The sequence below is a fragment of the Bordetella genomosp. 2 genome, assembly GCF_002261345.1.
GTDB lineage: Bacteria > Pseudomonadota > Gammaproteobacteria > Burkholderiales > Burkholderiaceae_B > Bordetella_A.
In genome coordinates this window covers 33,980-57,930 of record NZ_NEVT01000007.1, presented here as the reverse complement: position 1 = coordinate 57,930, position 23,951 = coordinate 33,980, and the positions used below count along the sequence as shown (strand labels likewise).

Sequence of the window (23,951 nt, the reverse complement as noted above, 5' to 3'; positions counted from 1 at the left end):
TTCGATGAATGCCTCTACTTCCCTGATCGAGGTGCGCGGCCTGGGCAAAATGTTCACGCTGCACAACCAGGGCGGCATCCGGCTGCCCGTGTTGCAAGGCGTGGACTTCGAGGCCGGGCCGGGCGACTGCCTGGTGCTGGCGGGTCCGTCCGGCACCGGCAAGAGCACGCTGCTGCGCTGCCTGTACGGCAACTACCTGGCCACCGAAGGCAGCATCCGCGTGCGCGACGGCGCCGACTGGGTCGAGCTGACCGGCGCGCCGGAGCAGCGCATCCTGCGCCTGCGGCGCGATGTGATCGGCTACGTCAGCCAGTTCCTGCGCGTGATTCCGCGGGTCGCCACGCTGGACGTGGTGGCCGAGCCCCTGCGCGAGCGCGGCGTCGACGCCGGCCAGGCGCGCGACCGGGCGGCCGAGCTGCTGGCGCGCCTGAACGTGCCGCAACGCTTGTGGAACCTGCCGCCGGCGACGTTCTCCGGCGGCGAGCAGCAGCGCGTGAACATCGCGCGCGGCTTCATCGGCGGCCACCCGGTGCTGCTGCTGGACGAACCCACCGCTTCGCTGGACGCCGACAACCGCGCGGTGGTGGTGGCCCTGATCCGCGAGGCGGTGGCCGCCGGCCGCTGCCTGGTCGGCATTTTCCATGACGAGGCCGTGCGCGACCAGGTCGCCACGCGTATCCTGCCCATCCGTCCGGCCGTCCCGGCCGACGCCCTGGAGTAACCATGTCCGCCCTGTACCTGACCCATGCCCGCGTCGTCCTGCCCGACGCGGTACTGTCCGATGCCGCGCTGCTGATCGAGGACGGCGTGATCGCCGCCATCGAGCCCGACGGCGCGCGCGGCGCGGCCGAGATCGACCTGGAAGGCCAGACCTTGCTGCCCGGGCTGATCGACGTGCACTGCGACGCCATCGAGAAGGAAGCCGAGCCGCGCTCGCGCGTGCTGTTCCCGCTGGATTTCGCCGTGGCCCAGGTGGACCGCCGCAACGCCGCGGCCGGCATCACCACGCCATTTCACGCGCTGTCGTTCGCCAATAACGAATGGGGCGTGCGCAACAACCAGACCGCCGCCCAGGTGGCGCGCGCGCTGCATGCCTTCCGCGCCCACAGCCTGGTGGACAACCGGGTGCACTGCCGCTACGAGATCACCGACGAGACGGCCATGCCGGTGTTGCAGGCGCTGCTCGACGACGGCGTGGTCGATTTGCTGTCGGTCATGGATCACTCGCCGGGGCAAGGCCAGTTCAAGACCCTGGAAGCCTACTTGCAATACATGATGGGCAACCACGCCATGAGCCGCGACGAGGCCGAGGAAGCCGCCCGCGCCAAGCTGCGCGCGCGCGACGGCGCCGCCTTGCGGGTCGAGACCCTGTTGGCGCATGCGCGCCGCCTGGGCGTGCCGACCGCCAGCCATGACGACGATTCGGTGCAGCGCATCGCCACCATGCGCAACCTGGGCGTGTCGATGAGCGAATTCCCGATCAACCTGGACACCGCCACCGCCGCGGTGTCCTGCGGCCTGCCGACCATCCTGGGCGCGCCCAATGTGCTGCGCGGCCAGAGCCAGAGCGGCTCGATGCGGGCCATCGACGCGGTGCGCGCCGGCGTGGCGAGCTGCCTGTGCTCGGACTACCAGCCCTCGACCCTGATCGCCGCGGCGTTCGCCGTGGCGGCGCAGAGCGACCTGACGCTGTCGCAGGCGGTGGCCCTGGTCACCGCCAACCCGGCCGACGCCTGCGGCCTGGACGACCGCGGCCGCATCGCCGTGGGGCTGCGCGCCGACCTGGTGGCGGTCGCGCTGGTCGGCCAACTGCCGCTGGTCAGCCGCGCCTGGTCGGCCGGCCGCCTGGTGTTCGCCGCCCACTACCACCCGGCTTCGCGCGCCGTCCAGCGCGAGGCGGTGGCCGCCTGAGCGGCCGCCTGGGCGCGGGCGCGGCTGTCTGTCGCGCCCGCGCAAATTCCTTACAGACGGTCAAGCCCTGACAAGCGCGGCGCCCGCGTGCCGTCCTTTTGATGAAGTTGGTTACGTCCTGGCCGGCCCCGCGCCGGGAGGCGGCCGGAATCCCGGCTAAAATCCCGCTGTTCAGCAAGGCTCCAACCAATCATTCCATTGCCTATCAGGAGGACCACCATGGCCCTAGTTTCCATGCGCCAGTTGCTCGACCACGCTGCCGAGCACGGTTACGGCATTCCCGCGTTCAACGTCAACAACCTGGAACAGGTCCAGGCCATCATGGAAGCCGCCGCTGAAACCGACAGCCCGGTGATCATGCAGGCGTCGGCCGGCGCGCGCAAATATGCGGGCGAGGGCTTCCTGAAGTACCTGATCCAGGCGGCGGTCGAGTCCTATCCGCACATTCCCGTGGTCATGCACCAGGACCACGGCCAGTCGCCCAAGGTCTGCCAGGGCGCCATCGACCTGGGCTTCTCCAGCGTCATGATGGACGGCTCCCTGGAAGAAGACGGCAAGACCATCGCCGACTACGACTACAACGTCGAGGTCACCAAGAAGGTCGTCGACATGGCCCACAAAGTGGGCGTCACGGTCGAGGGCGAGCTCGGCTGCCTCGGCTCGCTGGAAACCATGAAGGGCGACAAGGAAGACGGTCACGGCGCCGAGGGCACCATGACCCGCGAGCAGCTGCTCACCGATCCGGAGCAGGCCGCCGACTTCGTGCGCAAGACCCAGCTCGACGCGCTGGCCATCGCCATCGGCACCAGCCACGGCGCCTACAAGTTCACCCGCAAGCCCACCGGCGACATCCTGTCGATCTCGCGCATCAAGGAGATCCACGCGCGCCTGCCCAACACCCACCTGGTGATGCACGGCAGCTCCAGCGTGCCGCAGGACTTGCTGGCCGAGATCCGCGAATTCGGCGGCGACATGAAGGAAACCTACGGCGTGCCCGTCGAGGAAATCCAGGAAGCCATCAAGTTCGGCGTGCGCAAGGTCAACATCGACACCGACATCCGCCTGGCCATGACCGGCGCCATCCGCCGCTTCTTCGCCGAGAACCCCAGCAAGTTCGACCCGCGCGAATACCTGAAGCCGGCCCGCGCGGCCGCCAAGGCCATTTGCGTGCAGCGCTACACCCAGTTCGGCACGGCGGGCAACGCCAGCAAGATCAAGCCCCTGCCGCTGACCGACATGGCCCAGCAGTACGCCGCCGGCAAGCTCGCCCAGGTGGTGCAGTAAGCCGTCGCCCGGGGGCCGCCCGGCCCCCGGACGCCAGGCGGGCGCCTCAGCCCGCCGCCTTGCCGCCGTGGCAGGGCACCGACGTATCCACGTGATGCCATGGCGGGGCCGAATCGGCCCATAGCGTCATGCGCGAGCGGAACGCCGCGGGGTCGTCCAGCGACCCCGCTTTCACGATGACGTAGTCCTGGCCTTCCGTATGCCCGAACAGCGGCGTGCCGCAGTCCGGACAGAAGCTGCGCACCACCGTATTGCCGGAGTCGCCCAGGTAGCGGTGTTCGCGCGCCTGGCCGCGCCGCACGGCCAGCGCCTGCGGCGCCAGCAGCAGGGCATGCGCCGGGCCGCCGCCGCTGGCGTACTGGCAATCGCGGCAGTGGCAGGTGGCGGTGGTCAGCGGTTCGGCGGTGATCTCGTAGCGCACGGCGCCACACTGGCAGCCGCCGGTCAGCGGCGAAAAGGACGGGCTTGCGGTCATGGCTGGACTCCTCGGTTGCGCGGCAGGGCCTGTTCCTTTTAGAGGGAACAGGCCCTAGGCTAACGGATCTGCGGGGCGGCGGCATTTGCAGTAATCTATGCTCATTTTTGCCATAGGCCGATTCGTGACTTCCGCCCTGCACCAATCCAGCATCAAGTCCCTGCCGCTCCTGGGTCGCGGCAAGGTGCGCGACATGTACGCCGTGGGCGACGACAAACTGCTCATCGTCGCCACCGACCGCATTTCCGCCTTCGACGTGATCCTCGACGACCCCATTCCCGGCAAGGGGCAGGTGCTCACCGAACTGACCGAATTCTGGCTGCGCAAGCTGGCGCACATCCTGCCCAACCATTCCACCGGCGTGCGGCCCGAAGACGTGGTGGCGGCCGACGAGCTCGACCAGGTGCGCGGCCGGGCGGTGGTGGTCAAGCGCCTCAAGCCGATCCTCGTCGAGGCCGTGGCGCGCGGCTACCTGATCGGTTCCGGCTGGAAGGACTACCAGGCCACCGGCTCGCTGTGCGGCATCCAGTTGCCGGCCGGCCTGCAGCAGGCCAGCAAGCTGCCCGAACCGCTCTTCACGCCGGCGGCCAAGGCCGAATTCGGCATGCACGACGAAAACGTCGACTTCGCCCATGTCGTCAACGAGGTCGGCCAGGAAATGGCCGAACGCATCCGCGACGTGACGCTGCGCCTGTATACCGAGGCCGCGCAGTTCGCCGCCACCAAGGGCATCATCATCGCCGACACCAAGTTCGAATTCGGCCTGGACGACGATGGCCGGCTCTACCTGATGGACGAAGTGCTGACGCCGGATTCCTCGCGCTTCTGGCCGGCCGACGGCTATCGCGTCGGCATCAGCCCGCCGTCGTTCGACAAGCAGTTCGTGCGCGACTGGCTGGAAACCCAGGACTGGGACAAAACCCCGCCTGCCCCGCGCCTGCCGCGGGACGTACTGGAAAAAACCGCGGCCAAGTACCGCGAGGCGCTCGACCGCCTGATGGCCTGAGGCCGCCGCCGGCCGGCGCGCGGCGCCGGCCAATCGGCGGAAATAGGGCGCTTTGCCCCGCTTGTTTGCCGGCCAGGGCAAAAAAATATTTCGTATCGTAACGATCGACCTCCGGAGGATCGATCGCGATGATCATGATGTTGCCCTTTCTGACCAGCGCGCTGGCGGTGCTGTACGGCATGCTCGGCAAGCGCCGGCCGTGCTTCACGCTGTGGCTGGCGACCCTGCTGGTGTTCGTCGCCGGGGCGCGGCTGCATCTGGTCCAGCCGCTGATGCCGGCTTTGTAGATGAGCGTCATTTTTTCGCTCAACCCGGCGCGCGGTTCGCGCATCGTCAATACGCTGGCGCTGCTGGGAGTCAGCGTCGCCCTGTATGCCGCCTTCGCCTGGCAACTGCTGTCCGGCGCGGGGCCGTGCCCGCTCTGCCTGCTGCAGCGCGCGGCCTTCATCATGGCCGGCGTGGGCTTGCTGCTGAATATCCGGCTGGGACCGTCGCCGCTGCATTACGCCATGGTGATCGCGGCGGCCCTGGGCGGCCTGGTCGCGGCCGGCAACCAGTTGCTGGCGCCGTCCGCGCCCGCCGCGCCGCCGCTGTTCGGCATGCACGTGTATTCCTGGGCATTCCTGTTGTTCTGCGGGCTGCTGGTGTTCTGCGTGCTGATGCTGGCCGCCGACCGCAAATGGGGCGACAACGCCCTGAAGAAGCCCGTGTCGCTGCCCGCGCTGATCGTCATGGGGCTGTTCTTGCTGGCCATTCTGCTCAACGTCGGCGCCGCCTCGCTGGAGTGCGGACTGGGCGAATGCCGCGCCGTCCCGGCGGCGCAGAGGCAGGGCGGGGCCTAGCCGGCCGGCCGGCCGCGTGCCGGGCCGGGTAAAATACCGGGTTTTCCGTCGCCCGCGCCGTGCGCGCCGGCGCCTTCTTCCGCCTTGCCGACCTCCGCCATGACGACTTCTTCTTCCGCAACCGCGCCGGCCACTCCCGTGGTGGGCGTGATCATGGGTTCATCCAGCGACTGGGACATCATGAAGCATGCCGTGGCCATGCTGGAGGAATTCGGCGTGCCGCACGAAGCCCGCGTGATCTCCGCCCACCGCATGCCGCAGGACATGGCCGACTACGGCGCCGCGGCGCGCGCGCGCGGCTTGCGCGGCATCATCGCGGGCGCCGGCGGCGCCGCCCACCTGCCCGGCATGATGGCCGCCCTGACCGAAGTGCCGGTCTTCGGCGTGCCGGTCCCGTCCCGCTACCTGCGCGGCGAGGATTCGCTCTTGTCCATCGTTCAGATGCCCAAGGGCGTGCCGGTGGCCACGTTCGCCATCGGCGAGGCGGGGGCGGCCAATGCGGCCTTGCACGTCATCGCCACCCTGGCCGCCACCGACGACGCCCTGCACGCCAGGCTGGTGGCGTTCCGCGCCCGCCAGACCGAAGCGGCCCGCAACATGGCCGTGCCTCCCCAGCCCTGAACCTGCCGCGCACCCGTCGCGGGCGCGCCATCGACGAATGACTTCATCCTCCGCTTCCTTCACGATTGCGCCGGGCGACTGGCTGGGCCTGCTCGGCGGCGGCCAGCTCGGCCGCATGTTCTGCCACGCGGCGCAAAGCCTGGGCTACCGGGTCGCCGTGCTCGATCCGGCCGCCGATGGCCCGGCCGCCATGGTGGCCGACCGCCACATCCAGGCCGCCTACGACGATCCCGCCGGCCTGGCGGAGCTGGCGCGCTCCTGTCGCGCGGTGACCACCGAGTTCGAGAACGTGCCGGCCGACAGCCTGCGCGCCCTGGCGGCGCGGCAGTGCCGGGTCAGCCCGGCGGCCGACGCGGTGGCCATCGTCCAGGACCGCATCGCCGAAAAGACGTTCATCGCCGCGCAGGGCATCCCGGTGGCGCCGCATGCCGCCATCCGCGCGCCGCAGGACCTGCGCGACGCGCCCGATGCGCTGTTCCCCGGCATTCTCAAGGTGGCCCGGCTGGGCTATGACGGCAAGGGCCAGGCGCGCGTGGCCTCGCGCGACGAGGCGCTGGCCGCGTACGCCGACTTCGGCGGCGTGCCGTGCGTGCTGGAGGCCCTGATGCCGCTGGACTACGAGATCTCGGTGGTGCTGGCGCGCGGTTTCGACGGCGGCGACGTCGTGTTTCCGGTGGCGCGCAACCTGCACCGCGACGGCATCCTGGCGGTGTCCACCGTGGCCACGACCGACGCCGACGCGGCCCATGCGCGCCGCCAGGCCCAGGCCACCGACGCCGCGCGCGCGATTGCGCAGGGGTTGGGCTACCACGGCGTGCTGTGCGTCGAGTTCTTCGTGCTGACCGACGGCAGCCTGGTGGTCAACGAGATCGCGCCGCGCCCGCACAATAGCGGCCACTACACGATCGATGCCTGCCTGACCAGCCAGTTCGAGCAGCAAGCGCGCGTCATGGCCGGCCTGCCGCTGGGCAGCACGGCCTTGCTGGCGCCGGCCGTCATGCTGAACATCCTGGGCGACATCTGGTTTGCGCCGGGCGCGGATGCGCCGCGCGAGCCCGACTGGGCGGCGGCCCTGGCCGTGTCCTCGGCCAAGCTGCACTTGTATGGCAAGCACGAGGCGCGCCGCGGCCGCAAGATGGGCCACGTGACCGTGGTGGCCGCCACGCTCGAGCAGGCGCGCGCCGACGCGGCGCGCGTGGCGGCGGCGCTGGGCATGGCCGCGCCGGCGTAAGCGTCCGCCATGTCCAGCCATCCGACCTCCGCCGGCGATCCGGCCATCGCGCATGCCGCGGCGCGGCTGCTGGCCGGCCAACTGGTGGCCTTTCCCACCGAAACGGTATACGGCCTGGGCGCCGATGCCGAGAACCCGCAGGCCGTGGCGCGCATCTACGCGGCCAAGGGCCGGCCCGCCAATCACCCGGTAATCGTGCACCTGGCCCCCGGGGCTGACCTGGGCTATTGGGCCGCCGACGTGCCCGCCAAGGCGCGGCGCCTGATCGACGCCTTCTGGCCCGGCCCGCTGACCCTGATCCTGCCGCGCGCGCCGGGCATCGGCGCGGCCGTCAGCGGCGGACAGGACAGCATCGGCCTGCGCTGTCCCTCGCACCCGGTGGCGCAGGCGCTGCTGCGAGCCTTTGCGGCCGGCAGGCCGGGGGGCCATGGCGGCGTGGCCGCGCCCTCGGCCAACAAGTTCGGCCAGGTCTCGCCCACCCGCGCGGAGCATGTGCGCGGCGAATTTCCCCTCGAAGTGGCGCAGGGCATGCCGGTGCTGGACGGCGGGCCGGCCGAGGTCGGCATCGAGTCCACCATCCTCGACCTGTCGCGGCTGGCGCGCGGCGTGGGTCCGGTGCTGCTGCGTCCGGGCCACGTCACGGCGGCCCAGATCGAGGCTGTGCTGGGCGAGCCGGTAGGCCTGCCCGATGCCGCCGCGCCGCGCGCCTCGGGCACCTTGAAGGCGCACTACGCCCCGCATACGCCGCTGGAGCTGGTCGCCGCCGCGCGGCTGGCCGAGGCGGCGCGCGGCAGCCGACTGCCGGCCGGCAGCGTGGCGGTGGTCGCCTTCGAGCCGCCGCCGGCCGGCCTGGACCGGCGCATCGCCTGGCGCCAGGTGGCGGCCGACCCGCGCCGCTATGCCCACGACCTGTACGCGCTGCTGCGCGAACTCGACGGCGCCGGCCATGCCCGCATTCTGGTCCAGGCGCCGCCCGCCGACGCCGCCTGGAGCGCCGTCAACGACCGCATCGGCCGCGCCGCGGCCGCCTTCTCCCTCGACACCACCGGCCTGCCGGGCACCTGACGCCGCGGCTCTGTTCTTGCCGACCGACTTGGCGTACATTTGCTGACCGCCCGGCACGCCCGGGCCGGACAACCATGCGTCCTGCGCCGCCCACAAGGCGGTCCGGGCCGCGCTCGAACTTTAAGAGAGGAGTAGCGACCATGAAGCGGCAAATTGCCTCGATCGCCGGCGCCATCGCGCTGGCATGCGTATCCCAGGCGGCCCTGGCCGGCCCCACCCTGGATGCGGTCAAGAACAAGGGTTTCGTGCAGTGCGGCCTGACCGACGGGGTGTCGGGGTTCAGCGCCACCAACAGCAAGGGCGAATGGGAAGGGATGGACGTCGACATCTGCCGCGCGGTCGCCGCGGCCGTGTTCGGCGACGCCGGCAAGTTCAAGGGCACCGCCTTGTCCACCCAGCAGCGCTTCACCGCGCTGCAATCGGGCGAAGTCGATGTATTGCTGCGCACGGTCACCCTGACGCAGACGCGCGACACCTCGCTGGGCCTCGCCGCGGTGGCGCCGAGCTTCTACGACGGCCAGGGCGTGCTGGTGCGCACGGCGCTGGGCGTCAAGAGCGCCAAGGAACTGGACGGCGCCACCATCTGCGTGCAGCCCGGCACCACCACCGAGCTGAACCTGGCCGACTGGTTCCGCGCCCATGGCATCAAGTTCACGCCGGTGGTCATCGACAAGGTCACCGAAGTGGTGCGCGCGTTCGAATCGGGCCGCTGCGACGCGTTCACCGACGACGCTTCGCAACTGGCCGCGGTGCGCGCCACCCAGGTGGCCAACCCGGCCGACTACCAGATCCTGCCCGAACGCTTCTCGAAAGAGCCGCTGGGCCCCATGGTGCGCCAGGGCGACGAGAACTGGCTGGGCATCGTGCGCTGGACGCTGTTCGCGCTGATGGAAGCCGAGGAATACGGCATCACCCAGCAGAACGTCGACGAGATGACCAAGAGCGCCAACCCGAACGTGCTGCGCATCCTGGGCGTGACGCCGGGCGCCGGCAAGAACATGGGCCTGGACGAGAAGTGGGCCTATAACGCCATCAAGGCGGTGGGCAACTACGGCGAGATCTTCGAGCGCAACGTCGGCAAGGGCAGCAAGCTGGGCCTGGAGCGCGGCACCAACGCGCTGTGGAACCAGGGCGGCGCCATGTACCCCTGGCCGATCCGCTGATTGGCCGGCGCGGGCCGGCCGGCCCGCGCTACAGCACCAGGAACTGGCCGAGCCGGTCCGCGGCGGCCTGCATGGGCGCCAGGAACTCGCCGGTCAGCCGCGCCAGCGGCACGCGCGACGACTTCACGCTCACGTTGAGGCCGCCGCACGCCTTGCCGCTGGCCGCGCGCACCGGCACGGCGATGGCGCGCACATTCAAGTCGATTTCCTGGTCCACCACCGCGTAGCCCTGTTCGCGCACCCGCGCGATGATCTCGCGCAGGCGCGCCGGCGAGGTCTCGGTGAATTCCGTGTAGGGCGCCAGCTCCACCGTGTCGAAATAGCGGTCCAGCGCGGCCGGCGGCAATTGCGCCAGCATGACGCGTCCGATGGTGGTGCAATAGGCCGGCAGGCGGCTGCCCAGCCCCAGCGTGGTGGCCAGGATGCGATGCACTTCGGAGCGCGCCAGGTAGAGAACTTCGTTGCCTTCCAGGATGGCCAGCGCGCAGGTCTCGTTGACGGTGGCGCTGAGCTCCTCCAGGACCGGCTGGGCCAGCGACACGAACGGCGTGGACGAAAAATAGGCGTGCCCGAGGCTGAGGATCAGCGGCGTCAGCACGTAGTGGCGGCCGTGCCGTTCGGCGAACCCGAGGCGGATCAGGGTGTGCAGGCAGCGTTGCGTGACCGCGCGCGGCAACCCGGCGCGCCGGCTCAGGTCGGCGGCGGTCTGCGGATAGCGGCGTTCGCCGAAGGCACGGATGACGCGCAGGCCGCGCGACAGCGTCAGCATGAAATCCGGGTCGCCGCGGAAGCGGTCGGGGTGTTCGTCGGCGGGCAGCGGCGCGGCGTAGTCGGGCGGGGGCGGCGGGTTGCGCATCAGGCGGCGCGCAGCGGCGCGCCGGTGCGCGACTGCAGCGTTTCCAGGGTCAGGCCGTCGATCATATCGCGAACCACCAGGCCTCCGGGCGTGACGTCGATGACGGCCAGGTCGGTGTACACGCGGCTGACCACGCCGGCGCCGGTCAGCGGCAGGGTGCAGCGCTCGACGATCTTGGGCGAGCCGTCTTTCGAGTTGTGCTCCATCATGATGTAGACGCGCCGCGCGCCCACCGCCAGGTCCATGGCGCCGCCCACCGCGGGCGGTTCGCCGGCGCGGCCCAGCGACCAATTGGCCAGGTCGCCGCGCGCCGAGACCTGCATGCCGCCCATCACGCAGATGTCCAGGTGGCCGCCGCGCATCATCGCGAACGAATCGGCATGATGGAAGAACGCGCCGCCCGGCAGCAGGGTGACGGGCTGCTTGCCGGCGTTGATGAGGTCGCGGTCGGCCGCCTGCGGCGCCGGCGGCGGCCCCATGCCCAGGATGCCGTTCTCGCTGTGCAGGATGATCTCGCGGCCGGGCGGCAGGCAGGCGGCGATCAGCACCGGCATGCCGATGCCCAGGTTGACGTAGCTGCCTTCGGGAATGTCGCGGGCCACGCGCTGCGCCAGCTCGGCGCGCGTCAGGGGCCGGAATGTCGGGGTTGCGGTCATGGCGCTGTTCAGCTCGAGAAGCTCGGGTTGGGCACCACTGCCACCCGGTGCACGAAGATGCCCGGGGTGACGATGGCCTCGGGCGGCAGGTCGCCCAGTTCGGCGCGTTCGCGCACCTGCACGATGGTGGTGGCCGCCGCCATGCACATCACCGGCCCGAAGTTGCGGGCGCTCATGCGGTAGGTGAGGTTGCCCCAGCGGTCGGCGCGGTCGGCCTGCACGAGCGCGAAGTCGCCGTGCAGGGGTTTCTCGAAGACATAGTGGCGGCCGTCGATCTCGCGCGTTTCCTTGCCGGCGGCCAGTTCGGTGCCATAGGCCGTGGGCGTGTAGAAGCCGCCCAGGCCGGCGCCGGCGGCGCGCAGGCGCTCGGCGATGGTGCCTTGCGGCACGCATTCCAGCTCGATCTGGCCGCGCCGGTACAGGTCGTTGAAGACCCACGAATGCGAGGCCTTGGGGAACGAGCAGATCATCTTGCGCACGCGCCCCGCCTTGATCAGCGCGGCCAGCCCGGTTTCATGGTTGCCGGCATTGTTGTTGACCACCGTCAGGTCGCGCGCACCCTGGTCGATCAGGGCGTCGATCAGGTCGGTGGGCATGCCGGCCCCGCCGAAACCGCCGATCAGCAGGGTGGCGCCATCGGGGATGTCCGCCACCGCCTCGGCGGTCGATGCCATGAATTTGTCGATCATGATGCGCGCCCCTCCGGGTCAGTTGGCGGTGATGTTGGCTTCCTTGATGATCTGGGCGTAGCGCTGGGAGTCCTTGCGCATCAGTTCGCCGAACTCGGCCGGCGTGCTGCCGGTGGGCAGGAAGCCCGCGGCCAGGAATTTCTCGGTGACGTCCGGCTCGTGCACGATGTCGCTGATTTCCCTGGCCATGCGCTCGATGATCGGCCTGGGCGTGCCGGCGGGCGCCAGCAGGCCCGCCCAGGAGCCCGTCACGAAGCCGGGGAAGCCGGCTTCTTCCATGGTGGGGACCTCGGGCTCGGTGGGCCAGCGCTGCTTGCCGGTGAACGCCAGCACTTTCAGGCGGCCTTCCTTGACGTATTGCATCGGCACCAGCACCGGGTCGAACACCATGGACACGCGCCCGGCCAGCAGGTCGGCAAGGATCGGCGCGCTGCCCTTGTAGGCCACGTGCGTCATCTTCAGCTTGGCCTGCAGGGCGAAATCGGCGCCGGTCAGGTGGGCGCTGGAGCCGGTGCCGCTGGAGGCGTAGGTGAGGGTGTCGGGGTGCTTGTGGCCGTAGTCGACCAGTTCTTTCACGCTGTCGACCGGCAAGTCCTTGCTGACGAACAGGAACAGTGGCAGGTCGGCCATGTGCACCACCGGCTCGAGCTGCGATGGCGAATAGCTCAGCTTGTACAGGTGGGTGTTGATCACATAGGCCGGCAGCATGGCCAGGAAGGTATAGCCGTCGGGGTCCGCCTTGGCCGCGATGGCCGAGCCCACGGTGCTGTTGGCGCCCGGCCGGTTTTCCACGATGATGGTCTGGCCGAGCCGCTGCGCCAGCTTGTCCATGACGATGCGCGTGGTGGTGTCGGTGGCGCCGCCCGGGGTGTACGGCACGATGACCTTGATCGGCTTGTTCGGCCAGGCATCGGCCGCCAGCGCCGGGCCGGCCAGGGTGGCGCCGGCAAGCGCGGCCGAGGCCGACAGCAGCGCGGCCAGCGCGGCGCGGCGCGACCGGGCCGCGCGGGGGAAGGTATTGGGCATGGATGTGTCTCCGCCTGTAGGGCATGAGCCGGGACGATGGCCAGCGGCCGGCGGCCCGGCGTCTGCCGGTTTATGTTGTTGAGCGAACGGTGTCGCGGGAAAAGTATGCGCGACTTGCTCCCGGCTCGCATAGCGGCCCGGTTTTTTATGTTCGATGACCGAACTTGGCGCGTCCATGCCCGCCTGGCGCATGGGTTCAACGGGGCCGGGATGCATCCCCAGGTGTCAGACACCCCGGGGAGGGGGCGGCAAGTTGCCATGCTCTCTCAAGGGGTGTCTGACACCTAAGGATGGGCGCTCCTGTTCAATGGGGCCGGCGATGCGATCAGGTGTCAGACACCCCGGGAGATGGCCGGCAGGTTGCCAGGCTCTCTCAAGGGGTGTCTGACACCTAAGGACACTCAAGGAGAGGGGCGGCCACCATCTGGAGCGCATTGAACCGACCGGCGGTTTGGCGCGGGCGCGCCAATGGTTCTATCCTTGGGGCCCGGAATGGACCTACCCCGGCGGGTATTCCCTTCCTATGATGCCTTACCGTCCGCGGCCGCCGGCCGCATCCCTCCCACCAATTGCTTTACGGAACTACCTATGAACGGCGCCGACAGCCTTTGCGATACCCTGCTTGCCAACGATGTGGACGTCTGCTTTGCCAATCCGGGCACGTCGGAAATGCATTTCGTCGCCGCGCTCGATCGCAAGCCGCGCATGCGCTGCGTGCTGGGATTGTTCGAGGGCGTGGTCACCGGCGCGGCCGACGGCTACGCGCGCATGGCCGACAAGCCGGCGGCCACGCTGCTGCACCTGGGGCCCGGCCTGGGCAACGGCCTGGCCAACCTGCACAACGCCAAGCGCGCCCGCACTCCCATGGTCAACGTGGTGGGCGATCACGCCACCTACCACGTGCAATACGACGCGCCGCTGACCAGCGACGTCGAAGGGGTGGCGCGCCCCATGTCGCACTGGGTGCGGCGCACGCTGACCGCCGGGGAGCTGGCCGCCGACGCCGCCGAGGCGGTGCGCGTGGCGCGCCAGGCGCCGGGCAACATCGCCACCCTGATCCTGCCGGCCGACGCCGCCTGGGGCGAACTGCCCGCCGATACGCCGGCGGCGCCGGTCGCGTCGCCGGCCGCCGCGCCGAGCACCAGCCGGGACGCCGTGCGCGCCGCCGCGCAGGCCATTCGCGCGGGCCAGGGGGCGGCGCTGATGCTGGGCGGCATGGCCCTGCGCGAACCGGCGCTGACGGTGGCCGGCCGCATCGCCCGCGCCACTGGCGTGCGGCTGCTGTCGCCCACCTCCAACCGCCGCACCGAGCGCGGCGTCAACCGCACGCCGGTCACCCGCGTGCCGTATCCGGTGGACCAGGCCGTTGCCCTGCTGAAGGATGTGCGGCAGCTGATCCTGGTGGGCGCCAGCGCCCCGGTGGCGTTCTTCGCCTATCCCGGCAAGCCCAGCCTGCTGGCGCCGCAAGACCAGGCGCCCATCGTGCTGGCCACGCCGGAGCAAGACCTGCTGCAGGCGCTGGAGTGGCTTGCCGACGAGCTGGGCATCGCCGCGACCGCGCCGGTCCTGCTGCCGTCGGCCGCGCCGGCCGACATGCCGCGCGCCGGCGCGCTGACCGGCACCGCCGTCAACATCATCACCGCGCGCCTGTTGCCCGAGAACGCCATCGTGTGCGACGAGTCGGTCACCCAGGGCCGCGAGTTCCCCGCCATCAGCGCGACTTCGGCGCCGCACGACTGGCTGCAGCTCACCGGCGGCGCGATCGGCATCGGCCTGCCGCTGGCCACCGGCGCCGCGGTGGCGTGCCCGGACCGCAAGGTCATCACCTTGCAGGCCGACGGCAGCGGCATGTACACGGTACAGGCGCTGTGGACCCAGGCGCGCGAGAACCTGGACTGCCTCACCATCGTGCTGGCCAACCGTTCCTATGCCACGCTGCACGGCGAAATGAAGAACGTCGGCGTCCAGGAACCGGGCCGCAACGCCAAGCGCATGCTGGATCTGCAGGAGCCCAGCCTGGACTGGGTCAGCCTGGCCGCCGGCATGGGCGTGGAAGCCGTGCGCGTCGACACCGTCGAGGCCTTCACCAAGGCCGTCCAGGCCGGGCTGGCGCGCAAGGGGCCATTCCTGATCGAGGCGCTGATCTGACGCCTGCGCGGCGCGGCGGCGCCTGGCAATCGGGCTGCGATACGGTTGGTTCATGATGCAGTACGCTATCGGCTTTGCCGACTAGCGTGCTCGCCATGACCGCCACCGCACCCGAAGATTCGCCGTTGTTCGTCGCCGCGCTGGCGCGCGGTATTTCGCTGCTGACCGCTTTCACCGAGGGGCGGCCGGCCATGACGCTGCCCGAGCTGGCCGAGGCCACCGGCCTGACCAAGAGCGCGGTGCAGCGTTTCGCGCACACGCTCTGGACGCTGGGCTACTTGCGCAAGGATCCGCTGTCCAAGAAATTCTCGCTGGCGCCGTGGTCGCTCGAGCTGGGCATGAAATACGCCCGCACCAGCGCGCTGGTGCTGGGCGGCAGCCCGTTCCTGCATGCGCTGAACCGCACCAGCCAGGAGACCTGCAGCCTGGCGGAGCCGGAAGGCGGCGACATGGTCTACGTGGCGCGCTTTGCCACCCACAAGGAAATGTACGTCAACATGCCGGTGGGCATGCGGCTGCCCCTGTATTGCACGGCGGCGGGGCGGGCCGTGTTGTCACGCCTGGACGAGCCGCGTGCGCGCGAGTTGCTGGAGCGCCGCGAGCGCATCGCCTATACGCCGGGCACGCTTACCGACATGGACGCCCTGCTGGCCGAGCTGGATTTCGCGCGGCGCCATGGCTACGCGCGTTCCAATGGCGAGTACTATCCCGGCGACATCACGATCAGCGCGCCGGTGCTCGACGCCGGCGGCACGCCCGTGGGGGCGGTCAATGTCTCGGTGCCTTCCAGCCGCTGGTCGTTCGAACAGGCCCAGGCCGTGTTCGGGCCGCAGGTCCTGGAAACCGCGCACGCGATCGGCGCATCGCGCACGGTGGGCCGCAGCCGCCCATTCTTCGAGCTCGAGCCGCCTGGCGGCAGCCTGCTCGGCGGGCGCCGGGGCGGGGCTGTCCCGGCGCCCGGCCAGGACGATATTCCAGACTAAATTAATCGGCTATTTGTTGGTTGCCTGACGGGATTTCCCTAATAGGCGGGTATTTGCTCGACTTGATAATCTATATTTCAACATGATCGTATCGCCCAACGATACGATTGAAATGAAACTAGTCCAGGAACTTCTGAAGGAGCAGGCCTTGCAGGCGAACGGCAATCCCTTTCATCCCGTGCCCGGATTCATGGGCCTGCCCGGCAGCCGCGCGGGCGCGGCGCCGCGCGCGTGCGTCGTGGGCATCCCCTTCGATTGCGGCACGCATCCGTTCCGCGTGGGCGCGCGCCAGGGGCCGGACGCCATCCGCGAGCAATCGCGGCTGCTGCGCCCGTTCGATCCGTTCCAGCGCGGGGGCGTCGCCAATCCGGTGGATTTCCTGCGGGCCGTCGACCTGGGCAACGTCGCCTGCCATCCCGGCGACCCGGACGCGGCGTTTCCGCTGATCGAGGCCGCCATCGACACGGTGCTGCAGGCCGGCGCCATTCCCGTGACCATGGGCGGCGACGGCGCCGTGACGCTGCCGCAACTGCGCGCCGTGGCGCGCCGCCATCCGGACCTGGTGGTGGTGCACTTCGATTCGCACACCGACACTTACCCGATCCCGGGCTACAACACGGCCACCACATTCACCCGCGCCGCCGAAGAAGGCGTGCTCGATGTGGCGGCCAGCTTCCATGTGGGCACGCGCGGTAATTCGTTCATGGGCGGCATCATCGAATATGGACGCGAGGTCGGCTACACGGTCGTGCCGTTCGACGAGTTCGACCGCGATCCGCAGGCCACGCTGGCGGAGATCCGCCGCCGCACCGGCAGCCGCCCCGTCTACTTGTGCTTCGACATGGACATCTTCGACCCGTCCTGCGCGCCCGGCGTCTGCACGCCGGAATGGGGCGGCTTGTCGGCCAAGGAAGGGCTGGCGCTGCTGCGCCAGCTCCAGGGCATGAATTTCGTCGCTTTCGATGTGAACACGGTGTCGCCGCCGCACGATGTGCAGGGCGCCACCGCGTTCCTGGCGGCGACGGTGATGCAGGAATTCTGCGCGCTGGCCGCCGTCGCGGTACAGGCGTATCCCGAGGGCCGGCCGGCCTGAGCGCCGCTCCTCGCCACATACGACAAGGGGAACCACATGAATATCAAGACACTGCTGGTCGGCCTCGCCGCCGTGGGACTGGCCATGTCGGCGGCGGGCGCGGCCGCGCGCACGCTGGCCGAGATCCAGGCGGACGGCAGCCTGGCCATCGTCACGACGGCGTCGGCGCCGCCGCACGGCTTCAAGAACCCCGCCAGCAACCGGCTGGAAGGCATCATGGTGGATGTGGCCGATGCCGTGGCCAAGCACTTGAAGGTCCGCCACAAGCTGACCGACGTGCCGTTCTCGGGTCTCATCCCGACGCTGACATCGGGGCGCGCCGACGTCATGTCGGCGCCGCTCTTCATCACCGAGGAGCGCGCCAGGGCCATCGATTTCTCGGCGCCGGTATATGAATGGGGCGAAGGCATCGTGGTCGGCGCCAAGGCCAAGAAGTCGTACACGCGCTTCGAGGACTTGCAGGGCCAGCGGGTCGGGGTGCTGATCGATTCGGTGCAGTTCAACATGATCAAGGACATGCCCGACACCAAGGTATCGACCTACCAGGACTACTCCACCCTGCTGGCCGATGTGCGGGCCGGCCGCATCGACCTGGGCGTGATCGACCCGCCCAGCATCATCTACCAGATCAAGACCAAGAACATCCCGGGGGTCAAGCTCGACACCGCGTATCGGCCGCAAAAGACCTGGCAGGTCGGCATGGCGGTGCAGAAGGGCAATCGCGAGCTGCTCGACGCGGTCAATGCCGCGCTGGCCGAAATGAAGCGCAACGGCGAGCTCGCCGCGATCGGCCAGAAATGGGGCGTGGCCGACCTGATCAGCAAATAGCCACGCAACCACCTGGGAGTTCGCCATGGATCTCGACACGCTGCGCATCTATCTGGCGCCGTTGGCCGAAGGGTCGCTGTGGACGCTGGCCCTGTTCTTCTGTTCGGCGTTCCTGGCCGTCGCGCTCGGCCTGCTGGTGTGCCTGTGCCGGCTGTCGCGTTCGCCGGTGCTGAGCCGCGCCGCGCGCTGCTATATCGAGGTGATCCGCGGCACCCCGCTATTGCTGCAACTGTTCTACATCTATTACGGCCTGCCGGAACTGGGGGTAGTGATCAACGCCTTCGTGGCCGGCGTGCTGGGGCTGACGCTGAACTTTGGCGCCTACCTGGCCGAGCTGTTCCGCAGCGGCATCCAGTCGGTCGACGCGGGCCAGTACGAGGCGGCGCGCGCGCTGGGGCTGGGCAAGGTCCAGCGCCTGCGCAACATCGTGCTGCCGCAGGCGCTGCGCACCATCTTCCCGGCCCTGGGCAACTATGCGCTGGTGCTGGTGAAAGAAACCTCGCTGGTGGCGGTGATCAGCGTGTACGAACTGATGCGCGCCGGCGAGATGCTGGCGGGCGCCACCTTCCAGGCGCTCACGGTGTACACGTTGGTCGGCATCATCTACTTCTGCATGTGCGCCGTGCTGTCGTACCTGTTCCGCCGCTCGGAGAAGCGCCTCACGGTGCCGGGCTACTGGAGCGGCGGCGGCGAGAGCCACGATATTTCCAAGGCCTGAATCATGGATCGAGCGAACGGCGCGGCGCCCATCATCATGATGCGCGACGTAGGTAAATGGTATGGCGATTTCCAGGTGCTCGACGGCCTCGAGCTGGACGTGCATGCGGGCGAGAAGGTGATCCTGTGCGGCCCGTCGGGATCGGGCAAGTCGACCACCATCCGGCTGCTGAACCGGCTGGAAGAGCACCAGAAAGGACGCATCGTGGTCGACGGCGTGGAGCTGACCGACGACCTGAAGAACATCGAGCGCATCCGCGCCGAAGTGGGCATGGTGTTCCAGCACTTCAATCTGTTCCCGCACCTGACCGTGCTGGAGAACTGCACGCTGGCGCCCCGCCTGGTGAAAGGAATCGACGCGGCCTGCGCCGCCGAGCGCGCCATGCACTACCTGGAACGGGTCCGCATTCCCGAGCATGCCTCGAAGTATCCGGGGCAGTTGTCGGGCGGCCAGAAGCAGCGCGTGGCCATTGCGCGCGCCCTGTGCATGCAGCCCAAGATCATGCTGTTCGACGAACCGACCTCGGCGCTCGACCCCGAGATGGTGAAAGAGGTGCTGGACACGATGGTGGCGCTCGCGCGCGAGGGCATGACCATGGTGTGCGTCACGCACGAAATGGGGTTCGCGCGCGAGGTGGGCGATCGCGTGGTGTTCATGGACGGCGGCCGCATCGTCGAGACCGGCGCGCCGGAGCAGTTCTTCAGCGCCCCCAGCAGCGAGCGGGCGCGCGCCTTCCTGGGGCAGATCCTGTCCTGAACCGGCCTGGCGCGGCCCGCGAGTCACACGCCCAGGTAGCGCGCCAGCTGCTGCGGCTGCGCCGCCAGCCCGGGGCTGGCGCCCTGGTGCACGATGCGGCCTTTTTCCATGACCAGGCAGCGGTCGGTGTGGGCCAGCACCGCGCGGTAGTTGCGGTCCACGATCAAGGTCGACATGCCGGTGGCGCGGATGGCGGCGACGATCTTCCAGATTTCCGCCACGATCAGCGGCGCCAGTCCTTCGGTGGCCTCGTCCAGGATCAGCAGGTCGGGATTGGTCATGAGCGCGCGGCCGATCGCCAGCATCTGTTGTTCGCCGCCCGACAACTGCTGGCCGCCATGGCCCAGGCGCTCCGCCAGGCGCGGGAAGGTCGCCAGCACGCGCGGGCAGGTCCAGTCGCATTGGCCGCGCGAACCCGGGCGGGCCGCCACCAGCAGGTTCTCGCGCACGCTCAGGTTGGGAAAGATGCCGCGGCCTTCCGGCACGTAGGCCACGCCCAGGCGCGCAATCGTGTGCGGCGCGGCGCGCGTGCAATCGCGGCCGGCCACCGACAGGCGGCCGTGGCGGCTGCGCACGTGGCCCATCAAGGTGCGGATCAAGGTGGTCTTGCCCATGCCGTTGCGGCCCACCAGGCCCACCGATTCGCCTGCCGCGATGCGCACGTCCACGCCGCGCAGCACGTGGCTGGCGCCGTAGTAGCTGTGCAGGCCGCTGGCGTCGATCAATGCGTGCATGCGTCGTCTCCCAGGTAGGCGTTCTGCACTTCGGCATTGGCGCGGATCTGCGCCGGGGTGCCGCAGGCGATGGCCGCGCCGTTGACCATCACGGTGATGATGTCGGCATTGCCGAATACCGCGTCCATGTCGTGCTCCACCAGCAGGATGGCGTGCTCCGTCTTCAAGTCCTGCAGCAGCCCGAGGATGCGCTCGGTCTCTTCCGGCCCCATGCCGGCCAGCGGTTCGTCCAGCAGCAGCACGCGTGGATGGCCGGCCAGGCACATGGCGATCTCGAGCTGGCGCTTGTGGCCATGCGGCAGCAGCCCGGCCGGGAGCGCCGCGCTGCCGGCCAGGCCGGTGCGCTCCAGCGCGTGGCGCGCGCGCTCGGCGCTGTGCGGACAGTCCGCGGCGCGCCGCCACCAGCGCCAGAACTGCTGGCGGCCGGCCTGCGCCGCCAGGCGGCAGTTCTCGTAGACGCTCAGGGCCGGGAAGATGGTCGAGCGCTGGTAGCTGCGGCCCAGGCCGCCGCGCGCGCGCTGCGGCTGCGGCCAGGCGGTGATGTCGCGCCCTTCGAACAGCACCTCGCCCGCGCTGGCGGCCAGCTCTCCCGACAAGATGTTGATCAGGGTCGATTTGCCGGCGCCATTGGTGCCGATCACGGCGTGCACGGTGCCGCGGTGCAGTTCCAGCGAGACATTGTCGACCGCGACCAGGCCGCCGAAGCGGCGCGTGATGCCGCGCGCGGCAAGCATGGCTTCAGGCATGGGGGCCTCCGGACAAGGGGAGCGGCGGCGCGGCGGGGACGCCGGGCTCGGCTGGCGGCGCCGCCTGCCGGCGCGCCGCCGCGCGGCGGGCGCGCCATTGCGCCGGCAGGCCGGCCAAGCCGTCCGGCAGCAGCGCCACCAGCGCGATGATGGCCAGCCCCAGGGGCAGGTGCCAGTGCTTGGCGTAGTCGCCCAGCAGGGCCTGCGACTGGAACAATTCCTGCAAGAGGATCAGCGCGGCCGCGCCCAGCACCGCGCCGCCCAGCCGCCCCATGCCGCCCAGGATCACCATCAGCAGCACCAGGCCGGACTGTTCCCAGGCCAGCAGCTCGGGCGTCACGAAACCGTCTTTCAGCGCATACAGGAACCCGGTCAGCCCTGCCAGCGCGCCGCCGATGACATAGGCCGCGAGCTTGTACGGGAAGGTCGAGTAGCCGGCCGCGCGCATGCGCTGCTCGTTGATGCGGATGCCGGCCAGCGCGGCGCCGAAGGGCGAGCGGCCCAGCATGGCCAGGAAGCCCCATACCAGCGCCAGGCAGCCCAGCACGAAGAAATAGTAGGTGCCGGGCGCGTCCAGGTCGAACGGCATCCAGCCCGCCAGCGTCAACTGCGGCCGGAAGTACAGGTAGATGCCGTCGCTGCCCCCGCCGACTTCGGTGTCGTGGAAGATGTAGTACGCCATCTGCGAGAACGCCAGCGTCACCATGATGAAATACACGCCGCGCGTGCGCAGCGCCAGCGCGCCGGTCAGCAGCGCATAGAGCGCCGCGCCGCCGACCGCGGCCGCCAGCAGGGCGGGCAGCGCGGCGGCCCCCGAATCGGGCGACAGCAGCGCCGCCGCATAGGCGCCGATGCCGAAGAAGGCCGCGTGCCCCAGGCTGATCAGGCCGGCGCCGCCCACCAGTAGTTGCAGGCTGAGGGCGAAGATCGCGTAGATCATGATCTTCACGGCCAGCCCGGTGTAGTAGTCGGCGCCTGTCCAATAGAAGGCGGCCAGCGCCAGCAGGACGGCTATGGGGATCAGTTTGCTTGCGTGGTGCATCGCGCTAGCCCTGTTTGAACAGCCCTTCGGGCTTGCACAGCAGAATGAATGCCATCAGCAGGTACACCAGCACGCCGGCCGCGGCCGGGAACAGCACCTGGCCGAAGGTCTCGACCGCGCCTACCAGCATGGCGGCGAGGAACGCGCCGCGGATCGACCCGATGCCGCCGATGACCACGACCACGAAGCACACGATCAGCACGCCGTGGCCCATGCCGGGATAGACCGACGATACCGGCGCCGCGATGGTGCCGGCCAGCGCGGCCAGCGCCACGCCGGCGGCGAACACGATGCGGTACAGGCGGTTGATGTCGATGCCCAGCGAACCGATCATCTCGCGGTTGCTGGCGCCCGCGCGCACCATCATGCCCAGCCGGGTGCGCGTGATGACCCAGTACAGCAGCAGCGCGACCGCGATGCCCACTGCCGAGATGAACAGCCGGTACACCGGGTATGTCATCACCCCGCCCAGCGACACCGTGCCCGCCAGCCACGCCGGCACGGGCACGCCGTGCACGTCGTTGCCGACGAGCAGGCTGCGCACTTCCTCGAAGACCAGGATCAGCCCGTACGTCATCAGCACCTGCTGCAGATGGTCGCGCCGGTACAGGAAACTGAAGAACACCGCTTCCAGCAGGTAGCCGAGCAGGGCGGCCAGCAGCACGCACAGGACCAGGGTGAGCGCGAAACCGCCGCCCAGCCAGCGGTCCACCAGCGGCCCCAGGGCGAAGGCCATGTAGGCGCCGATCATGTAGAAGCTGCCGTGGGCCAGGTTGATGATGCCCATGATGCCGAAGATCAGCGTCAGGCCGCTGGCCACCAGGAACAGCAGCAGCCCGTGCTGCAAGGCGTTCAGGCACTGGATGAGGAAGATGCTCGCGTCCATGTCGCGGTCCGCCCGGGGCGCGTCAGAGCTTGCAGCCGCGCGCCGGGTCGGCCAGCTGCCGGACCGCGACGTCGACCACCTTGTTCTCCTGGCCCGCCACCTGGCGCAGGTAGAGGTCCTGCACCGGGTTGCCGGACGGGGACAGCGTGAACTTGCCGCGCGGACTGTCGATGGTGGCGCCGCGCATGGCGTCGCGGAAGGCCGTCTTGTTGGCGATATCGCCCTGCACCGCCTGCAGGCCCACCTGCATCAATTGCGCCGCGTCGTAGCCTTGCACGGCGTATACGTCGGGCTGCATGTTGTAGGCCTTGCGATAGTCGGCGCGAAACGCGTTGTCGCGCGGCGTGTCCAGGCCGTCGGCATAATGCAGCGTGGTCAGCAGGCCCTGCGCCGCCTCGCCCTGGGCCGGCAGGGTGCCGTCGGTGAGAAAGCCGGTGCCGTACAGGGGAATGCTCTTCTGCAGGCCCGAGGCATGGTAGTCCTGCACGAACTTGACCGCGCCGCCGCCGGCGAAGAACGCAAACACCATGTCGGGCTTGAGCGCCGCGATTTCCGTCAGCAGCGATTGGAATTCCACGTTGGGAAAGGGCAGGGTCAGCTCCTTGACGACCTTGCCGCCGGCCTTCTCGAAACCTTCCCGGAAGCCGCCGATCTGCTCCTCGCCCGCCGCGTACTTCCAGGTGATGGTTACCGCGGTCTTGTGCCCCTTGGCCGCCGCCACCGGGCCCATGGCGTAGCCGGGCTGCCAGTTGGAGAACGAGGTGCGGAAGATGCCCGGCCCGCACATCGGCCCGGTGATCGCGTCGGCGCCGGCATTGGTGACGATCAGCGTCGTGTCGCTGCCCTTGGCGGCCTTGGCCAGCGCCATCGCCACGCCCGAATGCACCGTGCCGATCAGCACGTCGACCTGGTCGCGCTTGATCAGCCTGTTGGCGTTCTCGGAGGCCTTGGCCGGATTGGATTCGTCGTCCACCTTGAAGTATTCGATCTCGCGGCCGCCCAGTTTGCCGCCCTGTTCGGCGACGTACAGCTTGAAGCCGTTCTCGATGGCTGCGCCCAGCGCGGCATAGGTGCCGCTGTAGGGCAGCATGAAGCCGACCTTGATCTTGTCGGCGGCCGAGGCGCCGCCGGCGGCCAGTGCGAGCATACCGGCGGCGAGCGCGCGGGTCAGGGCGTGGTGCATGGTTTGTCT

At 69.6% G+C, this 23,951-nt stretch carries 27 protein-coding genes; 16 read left to right on the top strand and 11 right to left on the bottom strand.

Annotated elements, in window-relative coordinates; all coding sequences use genetic code 11:
- The first annotated feature begins 4 nt into the window (after window positions 1-4).
- The 3 genes from phnL (at window position 5) to fba (ending at window position 3,195) form a co-directional block, all read left to right on the top strand.
- Window positions 5-721 (top strand): phosphonate C-P lyase system protein PhnL, encoded by a 717-nt coding sequence (phnL, locus tag CAL24_RS16985; protein ID WP_028353144.1) that lies wholly within the window; start codon window positions 5-7, stop codon window positions 719-721.
- Between the two features lie 2 nt (window positions 722-723).
- On the top strand, window positions 724-1,911 hold the full coding sequence (locus tag CAL24_RS16980; protein ID WP_028353145.1) for an alpha-D-ribose 1-methylphosphonate 5-triphosphate diphosphatase: 1,188 nt from the start codon (window positions 724-726) through the stop codon (window positions 1,909-1,911).
- Between the two features lie 219 nt (window positions 1,912-2,130).
- Window positions 2,131-3,195 carry a class II fructose-bisphosphate aldolase gene (fba, locus tag CAL24_RS16975; RefSeq protein WP_028353146.1) on the top strand — a complete coding sequence of 355 codons (1,065 nt, stop codon included), beginning with the start codon at window positions 2,131-2,133 and terminating at the stop codon, window positions 3,193-3,195.
- Between the two features lie 46 nt (window positions 3,196-3,241).
- Here fba and CAL24_RS16970 read toward each other — a convergent pair whose 3' ends face one another.
- Complete coding sequence (locus CAL24_RS16970) at window positions 3,242-3,670, bottom strand: GFA family protein (protein WP_028353147.1); 429 nt, start codon at window positions 3,668-3,670, stop codon at window positions 3,242-3,244.
- A 124-nt stretch (window positions 3,671-3,794) separates the two neighbouring features.
- On the opposite strand from CAL24_RS16970, the gene CAL24_RS16965 reads away from it, so the two are divergent.
- From CAL24_RS16965 to CAL24_RS16960, 3 genes are all read left to right on the top strand, one after another.
- Window positions 3,795-4,676: a phosphoribosylaminoimidazolesuccinocarboxamide synthase gene (locus tag CAL24_RS16965; protein ID WP_094807569.1), complete on the top strand. Its 882-nt coding sequence runs from the start codon at window positions 3,795-3,797 to the stop codon at window positions 4,674-4,676.
- Between the two features lie 134 nt (window positions 4,677-4,810).
- Window positions 4,811-4,963, top strand: coding sequence for a DUF5993 family protein (locus CAL24_RS24170; protein ID WP_170947114.1), 153 nt, complete (start codon window positions 4,811-4,813; stop codon window positions 4,961-4,963).
- A complete protein-coding gene (locus CAL24_RS16960; RefSeq protein WP_094807337.1) occupies window positions 4,964-5,518 on the top strand; it encodes a disulfide bond formation protein B in 555 nt (184 codons plus the stop codon).
- Here CAL24_RS16960 and CAL24_RS24165 read toward each other — a convergent pair.
- Complete coding sequence (locus CAL24_RS24165; RefSeq protein WP_170947113.1) at window positions 5,515-5,673, bottom strand: hypothetical protein; 159 nt, start codon at window positions 5,671-5,673, stop codon at window positions 5,515-5,517. The genes CAL24_RS16960 and CAL24_RS24165 overlap by 4 nt on opposite strands.
- On the opposite strand from CAL24_RS24165, the gene purE reads away from it, so the two are divergent.
- From purE to CAL24_RS16940, 4 genes are all read left to right on the top strand, one after another.
- Window positions 5,618-6,139 carry a 5-(carboxyamino)imidazole ribonucleotide mutase gene (gene purE / locus CAL24_RS16955; protein WP_028353150.1) on the top strand — a complete coding sequence of 174 codons (522 nt, stop codon included), beginning with the start codon at window positions 5,618-5,620 and terminating at the stop codon, window positions 6,137-6,139. The two genes, CAL24_RS24165 and purE, sit on opposite strands and share 56 nt — an antisense overlap.
- 37 nt (window positions 6,140-6,176) lie before the next feature.
- Window positions 6,177-7,370, top strand: a complete 1,194-nt coding sequence (locus tag CAL24_RS16950; protein ID WP_094807335.1) for a 5-(carboxyamino)imidazole ribonucleotide synthase — start codon at window positions 6,177-6,179, stop codon at window positions 7,368-7,370.
- 9 nt (window positions 7,371-7,379) lie between these two features.
- The gene (locus CAL24_RS16945) at window positions 7,380-8,435 is read left to right on the top strand and encodes an L-threonylcarbamoyladenylate synthase (RefSeq protein WP_094807334.1); all 1,056 of its coding nucleotides are present in this window, start codon (window positions 7,380-7,382) and stop codon (window positions 8,433-8,435) included.
- A gap of 140 nt (window positions 8,436-8,575) precedes the next feature.
- Window positions 8,576-9,598 carry an amino acid ABC transporter substrate-binding protein gene (locus CAL24_RS16940; RefSeq protein ID WP_028353153.1) on the top strand — a complete coding sequence of 341 codons (1,023 nt, stop codon included), beginning with the start codon at window positions 8,576-8,578 and terminating at the stop codon, window positions 9,596-9,598.
- A gap of 28 nt (window positions 9,599-9,626) precedes the next feature.
- On the opposite strand, the gene CAL24_RS16935 is transcribed toward CAL24_RS16940, so the two are convergent.
- Genes CAL24_RS16935 through CAL24_RS16920 form a run of 4 tightly spaced genes read right to left on the bottom strand, consistent with a single transcriptional unit; the run spans window position 9,627 to window position 12,825 of the window.
- Window positions 9,627-10,454, bottom strand: coding sequence for an IclR family transcriptional regulator domain-containing protein (locus tag CAL24_RS16935; protein ID WP_028353154.1), 828 nt, complete (start codon window positions 10,452-10,454; stop codon window positions 9,627-9,629).
- On the bottom strand, window positions 10,454-11,110 hold the full coding sequence (locus tag CAL24_RS16930) for a 3-oxoacid CoA-transferase subunit B (RefSeq protein WP_094807333.1): 657 nt from the start codon (window positions 11,108-11,110) through the stop codon (window positions 10,454-10,456). The genes CAL24_RS16935 and CAL24_RS16930 overlap by 1 nt, the downstream gene beginning before the upstream one ends.
- Before the next feature lie 8 nt (window positions 11,111-11,118).
- Window positions 11,119-11,799 carry a 3-oxoacid CoA-transferase subunit A gene (locus CAL24_RS16925; RefSeq protein ID WP_094807332.1) on the bottom strand — a complete coding sequence of 227 codons (681 nt, stop codon included), beginning with the start codon at window positions 11,797-11,799 and terminating at the stop codon, window positions 11,119-11,121.
- An 18-nt stretch (window positions 11,800-11,817) separates the two neighbouring features.
- A complete protein-coding gene (locus tag CAL24_RS16920) occupies window positions 11,818-12,825 on the bottom strand; it encodes a Bug family tripartite tricarboxylate transporter substrate binding protein (RefSeq protein WP_094807331.1) in 1,008 nt (335 codons plus the stop codon).
- A 588-nt stretch (window positions 12,826-13,413) separates the two neighbouring features.
- Here CAL24_RS16920 and CAL24_RS16910 point away from each other — a divergent pair.
- The 6 genes from CAL24_RS16910 to CAL24_RS16885 all read left to right on the top strand — a co-directional run bounded on the left by CAL24_RS16910 (window position 13,414) and on the right by CAL24_RS16885 (window position 19,351).
- Window positions 13,414-14,973, top strand: a complete 1,560-nt coding sequence (locus CAL24_RS16910) for an acetolactate synthase large subunit (RefSeq protein ID WP_094807329.1) — start codon at window positions 13,414-13,416, stop codon at window positions 14,971-14,973.
- Window positions 14,974-15,068: 95 nt separating this feature from the next.
- The gene (locus CAL24_RS16905; protein WP_094807328.1) at window positions 15,069-15,956 is read left to right on the top strand and encodes an IclR family transcriptional regulator; all 888 of its coding nucleotides are present in this window, start codon (window positions 15,069-15,071) and stop codon (window positions 15,954-15,956) included.
- Between the two features lie 190 nt (window positions 15,957-16,146).
- Complete coding sequence (locus CAL24_RS16900) at window positions 16,147-17,049, top strand: arginase family protein (RefSeq protein ID WP_028353160.1); 903 nt, start codon at window positions 16,147-16,149, stop codon at window positions 17,047-17,049.
- A gap of 36 nt (window positions 17,050-17,085) precedes the next feature.
- Entirely contained in the window at window positions 17,086-17,877 is a 792-nt protein-coding gene (locus CAL24_RS16895) for an ABC transporter substrate-binding protein (RefSeq protein ID WP_094807327.1), read from the top strand.
- A 25-nt stretch (window positions 17,878-17,902) separates the two neighbouring features.
- Window positions 17,903-18,595: an amino acid ABC transporter permease gene (locus CAL24_RS16890; RefSeq protein ID WP_028353162.1), complete on the top strand. Its 693-nt coding sequence runs from the start codon at window positions 17,903-17,905 to the stop codon at window positions 18,593-18,595.
- 3 nt (window positions 18,596-18,598) lie between these two features.
- On the top strand, window positions 18,599-19,351 hold the full coding sequence (locus tag CAL24_RS16885) for an amino acid ABC transporter ATP-binding protein (protein ID WP_028353163.1): 753 nt from the start codon (window positions 18,599-18,601) through the stop codon (window positions 19,349-19,351).
- 23 nt (window positions 19,352-19,374) lie between these two features.
- Here the strand turns inward: CAL24_RS16885 and CAL24_RS16880 are convergent, their stop codons facing one another.
- From CAL24_RS16880 to CAL24_RS16860, 5 genes are read right to left on the bottom strand one after another with little or no spacing between them, the layout of a single operon-like run.
- On the bottom strand, window positions 19,375-20,085 hold the full coding sequence (locus CAL24_RS16880; protein WP_028353164.1) for an ABC transporter ATP-binding protein: 711 nt from the start codon (window positions 20,083-20,085) through the stop codon (window positions 19,375-19,377).
- On the bottom strand, window positions 20,073-20,831 hold the full coding sequence (locus tag CAL24_RS16875) for an ABC transporter ATP-binding protein (RefSeq protein WP_094807326.1): 759 nt from the start codon (window positions 20,829-20,831) through the stop codon (window positions 20,073-20,075). The genes CAL24_RS16880 and CAL24_RS16875 overlap by 13 nt, the downstream gene beginning before the upstream one ends.
- Window positions 20,824-21,873, bottom strand: coding sequence for a branched-chain amino acid ABC transporter permease (locus CAL24_RS16870; RefSeq protein ID WP_094807325.1), 1,050 nt, complete (start codon window positions 21,871-21,873; stop codon window positions 20,824-20,826). The genes CAL24_RS16875 and CAL24_RS16870 overlap by 8 nt, the downstream gene beginning before the upstream one ends.
- 4 nt (window positions 21,874-21,877) lie before the next feature.
- On the bottom strand, window positions 21,878-22,759 hold the full coding sequence (locus CAL24_RS16865; protein ID WP_094807324.1) for a branched-chain amino acid ABC transporter permease: 882 nt from the start codon (window positions 22,757-22,759) through the stop codon (window positions 21,878-21,880).
- Window positions 22,760-22,781: 22 nt separating this feature from the next.
- Complete coding sequence (locus CAL24_RS16860; RefSeq protein WP_028353168.1) at window positions 22,782-23,942, bottom strand: ABC transporter substrate-binding protein; 1,161 nt, start codon at window positions 23,940-23,942, stop codon at window positions 22,782-22,784.
- Window positions 23,943-23,951: the final 9 nt, after the last annotated feature.

What these genes read in the sequence shown, in the direction of transcription:
- CAL24_RS16865 (WP_094807324.1), bottom strand. Translation starts at nt 22,759, where the DNA reads ATGGACGCGAGCATCTTCCTCATCCAGTGCCTGAACGCCTTGCAGCAC.
- fba (WP_028353146.1), top strand. Translation starts at nt 2,131, where the DNA reads ATGGCCCTAGTTTCCATGCGCCAGTTGCTCGACCACGCTGCCGAGCAC.
- phnL (WP_028353144.1), top strand. Translation starts at nt 5, where the DNA reads ATGAATGCCTCTACTTCCCTGATCGAGGTGCGCGGCCTGGGCAAAATG.
- CAL24_RS16950 (WP_094807335.1), top strand. Translation starts at nt 6,177, where the DNA reads ATGACTTCATCCTCCGCTTCCTTCACGATTGCGCCGGGCGACTGGCTG.
- CAL24_RS24170 (WP_170947114.1), top strand. Translation starts at nt 4,811, where the DNA reads ATGATGTTGCCCTTTCTGACCAGCGCGCTGGCGGTGCTGTACGGCATG.
- CAL24_RS16945 (WP_094807334.1), top strand. Translation starts at nt 7,380, where the DNA reads ATGTCCAGCCATCCGACCTCCGCCGGCGATCCGGCCATCGCGCATGCC.
- CAL24_RS16900 (WP_028353160.1), top strand. Translation starts at nt 16,147, where the DNA reads ATGGGCCTGCCCGGCAGCCGCGCGGGCGCGGCGCCGCGCGCGTGCGTC.
- CAL24_RS16940 (WP_028353153.1), top strand. Translation starts at nt 8,576, where the DNA reads ATGAAGCGGCAAATTGCCTCGATCGCCGGCGCCATCGCGCTGGCATGC.
- CAL24_RS16895 (WP_094807327.1), top strand. Translation starts at nt 17,086, where the DNA reads ATGAATATCAAGACACTGCTGGTCGGCCTCGCCGCCGTGGGACTGGCC.
- CAL24_RS16930 (WP_094807333.1), bottom strand. Translation starts at nt 11,110, where the DNA reads ATGACCGCAACCCCGACATTCCGGCCCCTGACGCGCGCCGAGCTGGCG.
- CAL24_RS16870 (WP_094807325.1), bottom strand. Translation starts at nt 21,873, where the DNA reads ATGCACCACGCAAGCAAACTGATCCCCATAGCCGTCCTGCTGGCGCTG.
- CAL24_RS16970 (WP_028353147.1), bottom strand. Translation starts at nt 3,670, where the DNA reads ATGACCGCAAGCCCGTCCTTTTCGCCGCTGACCGGCGGCTGCCAGTGT.
- CAL24_RS16960 (WP_094807337.1), top strand. Translation starts at nt 4,964, where the DNA reads ATGAGCGTCATTTTTTCGCTCAACCCGGCGCGCGGTTCGCGCATCGTC.
- CAL24_RS16880 (WP_028353164.1), bottom strand. Translation starts at nt 20,085, where the DNA reads ATGCACGCATTGATCGACGCCAGCGGCCTGCACAGCTACTACGGCGCC.
- CAL24_RS16890 (WP_028353162.1), top strand. Translation starts at nt 17,903, where the DNA reads ATGGATCTCGACACGCTGCGCATCTATCTGGCGCCGTTGGCCGAAGGG.
- purE (WP_028353150.1), top strand. Translation starts at nt 5,618, where the DNA reads ATGACGACTTCTTCTTCCGCAACCGCGCCGGCCACTCCCGTGGTGGGC.
- CAL24_RS16980 (WP_028353145.1), top strand. Translation starts at nt 724, where the DNA reads ATGTCCGCCCTGTACCTGACCCATGCCCGCGTCGTCCTGCCCGACGCG.
- CAL24_RS16905 (WP_094807328.1), top strand. Translation starts at nt 15,069, where the DNA reads ATGACCGCCACCGCACCCGAAGATTCGCCGTTGTTCGTCGCCGCGCTG.
- CAL24_RS16925 (WP_094807332.1), bottom strand. Translation starts at nt 11,799, where the DNA reads ATGATCGACAAATTCATGGCATCGACCGCCGAGGCGGTGGCGGACATC.
- CAL24_RS16860 (WP_028353168.1), bottom strand. Translation starts at nt 23,942, where the DNA reads ATGCACCACGCCCTGACCCGCGCGCTCGCCGCCGGTATGCTCGCACTG.
- CAL24_RS16910 (WP_094807329.1), top strand. Translation starts at nt 13,414, where the DNA reads ATGAACGGCGCCGACAGCCTTTGCGATACCCTGCTTGCCAACGATGTG.
- CAL24_RS16935 (WP_028353154.1), bottom strand. Translation starts at nt 10,454, where the DNA reads ATGCGCAACCCGCCGCCCCCGCCCGACTACGCCGCGCCGCTGCCCGCC.
- CAL24_RS16885 (WP_028353163.1), top strand. Translation starts at nt 18,599, where the DNA reads ATGGATCGAGCGAACGGCGCGGCGCCCATCATCATGATGCGCGACGTA.
- CAL24_RS16920 (WP_094807331.1), bottom strand. Translation starts at nt 12,825, where the DNA reads ATGCCCAATACCTTCCCCCGCGCGGCCCGGTCGCGCCGCGCCGCGCTG.
- CAL24_RS16875 (WP_094807326.1), bottom strand. Translation starts at nt 20,831, where the DNA reads ATGCCTGAAGCCATGCTTGCCGCGCGCGGCATCACGCGCCGCTTCGGC.
- CAL24_RS24165 (WP_170947113.1), bottom strand. Translation starts at nt 5,673, where the DNA reads ATGATCACGCCCACCACGGGAGTGGCCGGCGCGGTTGCGGAAGAAGAA.